At 66.7% G+C, this 5,257-nt stretch carries 2 protein-coding genes and 1 pseudogene; all 3 read right to left on the bottom strand.

The annotated features are described in order from the left end of the window. Positions 1 to 105: 105 nt before the first annotated feature. On the bottom strand, positions 106 to 1,758 hold the full coding sequence (locus tag ACSLE4_RS03455) for an IS1634 family transposase (RefSeq protein ID WP_435903088.1): 1,653 nt from the start codon (positions 1,756 to 1,758) through the stop codon (positions 106 to 108). 360 nt (positions 1,759 to 2,118) lie between these two features. After that, positions 2,119 to 3,009 (bottom strand): IS21-like element helper ATPase IstB, encoded by an 891-nt coding sequence (gene istB, locus ACSLE4_RS03450; protein ID WP_435903087.1) that lies wholly within the window; start codon positions 3,007 to 3,009, stop codon positions 2,119 to 2,121. After that, positions 3,006 to 4,516: pseudogene (gene istA / locus ACSLE4_RS03445) on the bottom strand (IS21 family transposase). The gene istB and the pseudogene istA overlap by 4 nt, the downstream one beginning before the upstream one ends. Positions 4,517 to 5,257 lie beyond the last annotated feature (741 nt).

Genomic DNA, 5,257 nt, shown 5'->3' with positions numbered 1-5,257 from the left:
CCCAACTTGAACAGTGGCTTCGAAAAGATGGTTTTGCGGCAGTAGGTTATACCGGCGGCGGCGGGTATTAGCACTACATTGTAGGGGTTGAGGGGACGGAAGGGGTCAGGCGGCGGCGTGTTCGCGCAGGTTGGGCGGCAGGGCAACGCCGGCGGCCTGGAAAGCGGAGCCGACCTGGCCGGTGACGGCGGTGCGAGTGGTGATGCGCTTTCCGTCCTTCTCGATGGTGGCTTCCTGCAGCCGATCGAGGTCGCGCAAGAGCCTCTCCCATTCCACGGCAAACCCGGCGGCCCGGCAGTGGTCGGCCAGTTTCTTCTGCAGTACGAGCGCCAGGAACGAGCAGAACACGTGGCCGCGGATGGCGGCATCGGAAGAGTGATAGATGGGCCGGGTGCGGAGGATCGCCTTGGCCCGGCGAAACAGGTCCTCGACCTGGATCAGATCGCGGTAGCGCAGCACCGCCTGCAGCGGCGTGATGCGGGCGTTGGTGCGCAGGACGAAAATACCGTCGTAGCGGGCCTCGTCGGCGAGCTTGCCGGGGTCGATCTCGAAGGCGGGCTCACTCTGGCCGTCCTCGCTTTGTACCCGGCGCAGATAGCGCCGATAGGCGGAGTTGCCGATCAGCGCCTTATCGCCCTTCTTCATCTGTTTCTCCAGGCCGGTGACGATGGCCTGGCGGTCGGCCCGCTCCTTCTCGACCTCGGCTTCATTGCGGCAGACGATGTAGCGAATGCCCTCGACCTTGACCTCCTTGACGAAGAGCTGGGTCTCGCCACGAACCCGCTCGATCACCAGTGGGGTGAAGGGAGCCTCGTCCTTGAGCACGACCTCCCGAATCAGGCGGTTCGAGCGCTCGCGTGCGCCGAGAACGTATTCCAGTTTGCGCTCCTCCAGCGCTTCGATCGTCGCCGCCGAGATCATGCCGCGATCGGCGACGACGCACACCCGTCCCACCATGAAGCGCTCGCGCAGCCGGTCCATGATCGGCAGCAGCATGGTGACGTCGGCGGTGTTGCCGGGCAGCATCTCGGTACACAGCGGCCGGCCCTCGCCGTCGACGACCACCGCCAGCACCATCTGCTTGAGGTCCGGGCGGTGGTCCTTGGAATGGCCATGCGCGCCCAGCGTCTCGCCGCCGGCGCCGTGGAACGTGAGGGTCGTGGTATCCATGAACACCAACGACAGCTCGCTAAACAGATCCCGCCGGCGCTCGAACAGCCGCTCCTCGATCCGGTCCTTGACGCACCGGGGCGCAAGCGCGCCCGCGGCGGCCGGCTCGGCCTCCTCTCCCAGCCAGGCCATCGCGCGGTAGAAGTGGTGCAACTGCAGGCCGGCCGCGCCGGGGATGGCGTAATCCGCCATCCACGTCTCGCACGACCGGTCCGAGCCGGAGACGAACAGGCGGTGCAGCACGCTGACGAACACCGCGCACTCCACGTCGAAACCGAAGCCGCGGCCATCCAGCAGACCGGCCAGAACTTCGGCGATGCCAAGCCGCTCCCACAACCGGCCGAACAGAAGCGGCCCTCCGATCCGGGTGCAGGCGATCCGCCCGGCCTCCATCTCGGAGAGGATCATCGCCCGTTCGGAGTGCCTGGCCAGCGACGCGATCAGCCGGTCGAGTTCGCCGCTCTCGGCCAGCACATCCTTGCGCCCCAAGGCGCGGACGATCTGCTGCCGAACCCGGTCGCCCTCGCGGATGCTCTCCACCAGATACAGATAGCGATGACCCCGGGCTGACTTCTCGCGCACGAACATGCCGGATGTTGTTCTCGAAAAATCCGGGGAAAGCAAGAAAAACCGTTAGTTCAGCCGAAATGTTCCACTACACACTTGGGCGTCTCGAAACCCGCAGACGAGATATCAATGGCTTACGACCGACTGTTGCCGATCCGTTCTCGTCCGACTGTCCAAGTCCAGTTAGGCGTGAAGATGCCGTGCAGCTAGCGGGCTAGAGACGTAAGAGGCAGACGCATCTAGGCGACCAGTCGCAAACAGGAGCGGCCGCGATCGCATCGGGTGGTGTCGCGTATGTGGTGGGAATTCCTGTAGAGCGTCAACCTTAATGTCCGGTGGCGACAGCCAAGTTGGCCGGTCCTGGCCGCTGCGAAGGTTGGTTCAGATGATGACGTCCTTCTCTGCTTTTTCGGCGAGGCTGTCGCCGACGGGATGATCCTGGTTGTCGGCGAGGTTGTCGGCGAGGTTGTCGGTGGTTGTCGCTCTGCTATTGATCTCGGCGGTGGTGCGGTCGGCGGCGGCGCGGCGACGGTAGCTGTCGACGTTCATCTCGAGGATGGTCGCGTGATGGACGAGCCTGTCGATCGCGGCGACGGTGACGGCCTTGTCCGGGAAGACGCGCTCCCAGGCGCTGAAGGGCTGGTTGGCGGCGATGGCCAGGCTGCGGGTTTCGTAGCGCCGGGCGATGAGTTCGAAGAGAACGGAAGTCTCAGCCTGGTCCTTCTGTGCGTAACCGATGTCATCAAGGATGATCAGGTCGTACTTGTCGAGCTTGCCGAGCGCGGCCTCCAGGGCGAGGTCCCGGCGGGCGGCCTGGAGCCTCTGCACGAGATCGGTGGTGCGGGTATAGAACACGCGCCGTCCGGTCTCGACGAGAGCGTGTCCGATGGCGCAGAGCAGATGGGTCTTGCCGGCGCCCGAGTTGCCGATTGCGATGAGGTTGGCGCCGGTCTCGACCCAGTCGCCGGCGGCGAGCGCCTCGACGCGGGCCCGGGGTACGCCGGGCAACGCCTTGAAGTCGAAGGTCGCCAGGGTCTTGCCGCCTGGCAGGCGCGACTCTGCGAGATGGCGCTGGATGCGGCGGGTCTCCCGTTCGGCGAGTTCGACCTCGGCCAGGGCCGCGAGGAAGCGGGCCGCGGGCCACCCTTCGGTGTCGGCGCACTCGGCGAGCGCCGTCCAGTGCCGATGGAAGCTGGGCAAGCGCAACGCGGTCAGCATGGCGGGCAGCGCATGAACATCGACCGCCCGCGTGGTCCTGGTGCTGGCGGTCATGCGCAGACCTCAAGCAGGGCATCGAAGCTGGTCAGTTCGGTGAGCGCCACGGGCACGTCGGCCGGGAGTGTTCGGCGTCGTGGTTCGAGGCGTCTGGCGAGATCGCGGGCGTCGGGAAGGCCCCCTGAACCGAGGTCATCCGCGATCAGCGCGGCGAGCTCGGCCTCGCAGCCTTCGTCATGGGCGAGCCAGAGCAGCTCGACCATGCGCCGGCAGGCCTCCCGCTGGGGCAAAGCCTCCGAGAGCGCGGCCCAGGCGGCACTGTACTCGGTGCGGGGAAAGAGCCCGTCGCGGTAAACCGATCCGGCCAGCGCCTGCGGTTTGCGGCGCAGGGAATGGATCACGTGGCGATAGTCGATGCGGTGGACACGCCGGCCATCGTCGCGCTGGCGCTGGCGGGGATGGCTGACGACATGGGTCCCTCCGAGCCAGGCCTCGATACGGTCGTCGTAGACATGAACGCGGAGGCGCTGGCCGATCAGACGGGAGGGCGCGCTGTAGAAGACGCCGTGCACGAGGAAGCCGCCGGTGCGGGTGACGCGGGTGACGATCTCGGTGAAGTCGGTGGTGCGCCGCGCCGGCAGCGGCCGCAGCGTTGCGGCCTCCGTTTGCACGGCAACGTCTCGGCGCCGATTGCGGCGTGAGACGAGCTGATCGACGAAGCGGCGCAAGTCTGCGACATCGGCGAAGTCGCGGGAGCCGCGCAGGATCAGCGCCTGGTCGAGAGCGGTCTTGAGGTGACGGTTGTGGGATTCCACCGCGCCGTTCTCATGCGCTTCGCCGGGATTGTTGCGGCTGGCTGACATTCCGTAGTGAGCGCAGAAGCCTTCATAGCGCTTGGTGACGTCCTCGGCGGCCTCGCGGTCGAGGTTGCGATAGGCGGCCGAGAGGCTGTCGGTGCGATGCTCACGCGGCACGCCGCCGAGGGTCCAGAGGGCGTTCTGGAGGTTCTCGGCCAGCGCGGTGAAGCTCTCTCGCCGCCGAGGACGACACCGACGTGTTCCCAGCCGCTGTAGGCCAGCACGAAGTGGTAGAGCCGGTGAGCGAAGGGCTCGCCGGCGATGGTGACGCCAAGCTCTTTGGCGTCGGTAAAGTCCGAGAGCGCCATGCGGCCCGGCTCCGGCGTCTGACGGAAGATCACGTCCCTGGCCTCACCGTAGAGCGCGCGCCAGTCGCGCACGCGGCGCTCCAGCGTGCGCCGGATACGGTCGTCCGGGAAAGCGTCCGGATCGGTCATTTGCAGGCGCCTCAGGAGCGTGACCGCCTGCACGGCGGGATCGTTCTCGAGGATCGGCAGCAACACCGGCTCCCAGACCGCCTCGAGCGGATCGGGGACGGTGCGGCCGCGCTCGGGCTGGCGCTGGGAGGGAAGGCGCGGATCGGTCTCGATCCGGCGTCCGGTGCGCTCGCTGAACCCAGCCCGGGCAGCGGCGGCGCGTTGGCTATGACGATGACGGTCTTGCATGTGGATTCTCACTTGCTGGTCGGTGACGGGTTTGCCCGGCACGATGGGACCTCCGTTTCGGTGACAGAGATCCCGCTCGTATCGGCCCGCAGCGGCCAGCACCTACGCCTTCATCCCCCGGGGAAGACAATCGCGCCGCTGGCTCCAGCCTCCAGCCGGGCTACGCCCGGCCTCCGACTGGAGCCAGCGGCCAACTTGGCTGACGGCGCCGGACAAGATGGTTGTCGCTCAACACGCTGCGTTCACTCGGGCGAGGTTGGACGGCAAGGCGACCCGGCTCTGTGTCCGGACCCTGGCCTCCCCGCGCGAGATCCCTTCGGGCTGGCCCCTTCCCTCGACACGTCTCGTTTCCTTCGACGGCGTCATCAGTACTATGAACCAGTCCGACTCCCGACCTCAGCTCGGATGGCCGCTCCGGCAGTGCCTTGCTTCCATCCCCCGCCGGAGACCAATCCGGCGGACCCGGTCGGGCCTCTCATGTTCCGACGATTGCCTTCCATGCATGACCCGGCCTTCGACCCCGGCGGAGCGATACCGTCTCGCCTGACGACGGCTACGTGCTGCCTTCGTTGGTAGGGAAGCAACTCGGCCTCCGCGATCTTCCACCTTTCGAGGCTCAATCCCGCTCCCTGCATGGCCCCTGTCTACACTTCAGACCCCGCGTTACCGCGACGCCCGCAAGACTCGGTCCCGACCTGCCCGCTACGGCTTTAGCCGGATGGGACTCTCACCCACAAGCAATCGTCAGCTTGGCATGACGTACTCCCAGGGAGTGGTGTAGGA

The organism is Methyloceanibacter sp. (assembly GCF_051306395.1).
Taxonomy (GTDB): Bacteria; Pseudomonadota; Alphaproteobacteria; order Rhizobiales; family Methyloligellaceae; genus Methyloceanibacter.
The sequence above is the reverse complement of the archived record's forward strand: the minus strand, read 5'-3'. Positions and strand labels throughout refer to the sequence as shown.

Coding starts and splice junctions, on each gene's coding strand:
- ACSLE4_RS03455 (WP_435903088.1), bottom strand. CDS start 1,758: ATGTTCGTGCGCGAGAAGTCAGCCCGGGGTCATCGCTATCTGTATCTG.
- istB (WP_435903087.1), bottom strand. CDS start 3,009: ATGACCGCCAGCACCAGGACCACGCGGGCGGTCGATGTTCATGCGCTG.